The sequence below is a fragment of the Kitasatospora sp. MBT63 genome (assembly GCF_000710465.2).
Taxonomy (GTDB): domain Bacteria; phylum Actinomycetota; class Actinomycetes; order Streptomycetales; family Streptomycetaceae; genus Kitasatospora.
The window spans coordinates 1-668 of sequence record NZ_JAIZ01000689.1; the positions used below are offsets into that span (position 1 = coordinate 1).

Consider the following 668-nt stretch of genomic DNA (forward strand, 5'->3'; position numbering starts at 1 on the left):
GGCCTGCCCGGGTTGAGACGCAGCTCACCCTCGAGGCTTCATAGGTAGATCATCGACATATGGCGATGGCGGGCCTATGCTCGCTCCCATGACAGACCGTCAAGTGCAGGAGCCGACCCGGCTCGTACTCACCGCGCTGGCCGATGCCCCGCGGCACGGCTACGCGATCATCCAGGAGGTGCTGGCCATCTCCGAGGGCCGCACCCGGCTGCGGACCGGCACCCTCTACACCGCGCTCGACCGGCTGCTCCAGCAGGGCCTGGTACGGATCGACGGCGAGCAGGTGGTCGGCGGCCGGCTGCGCCGCACCTACGCCCTCACCGAACAGGGCAAGGAACTGCTGACCGAGGAGACCAGGCGGCTGCGCCTCGCCGTCCTGGAGGCCGAACGGCGCCTCGGCGCCGCCCGGCTGCGCCCGAGCGGAGCGAACGCGTGAACGAGCAGCACATCCTGGAGCAGCGCACCCCGCAGGCCGGCCGGCTCCTGATCGGCCTCTACCCGGCCCGCTACCGCGAACTGCACGGCGAGGACATCGCCGCCACCTTCGCCGAGGCCACCGAAGGCCTGAGCGGTCGCGCGGTCCTGCGCGAACGCCTCGACCTCGCCTCCCACGCCCTGCGCCTACGGCTGCGGATGGCCTCCACCGACCCGGCCGGCCGGATGCTGGC

At 72.2% G+C, this 668-nt stretch carries 1 protein-coding gene and 1 pseudogene; both read left to right on the forward strand.

The genetic code is table 11. The annotated features are described in order from the left end of the window. Window positions 1–88 precede the first annotated feature (88 nt). Entirely contained in the window at window positions 89–436 is a 348-nt protein-coding gene (locus tag AA75_RS36395; RefSeq protein ID WP_033824685.1) for a PadR family transcriptional regulator, read from the forward strand. Then, a pseudogene (locus tag AA75_RS36400) lies at window positions 433–668 on the forward strand (hypothetical protein); the annotation flags it as partial. The gene AA75_RS36395 and the pseudogene AA75_RS36400, both read left to right, overlap by 4 nt.

Excerpts from the sequence above, each read along its gene's own strand:
- AA75_RS36395 (WP_033824685.1), top strand. The coding sequence starts at position 89 with ATGACAGACCGTCAAGTGCAGGAGCCGACCCGGCTCGTACTCACCGCG.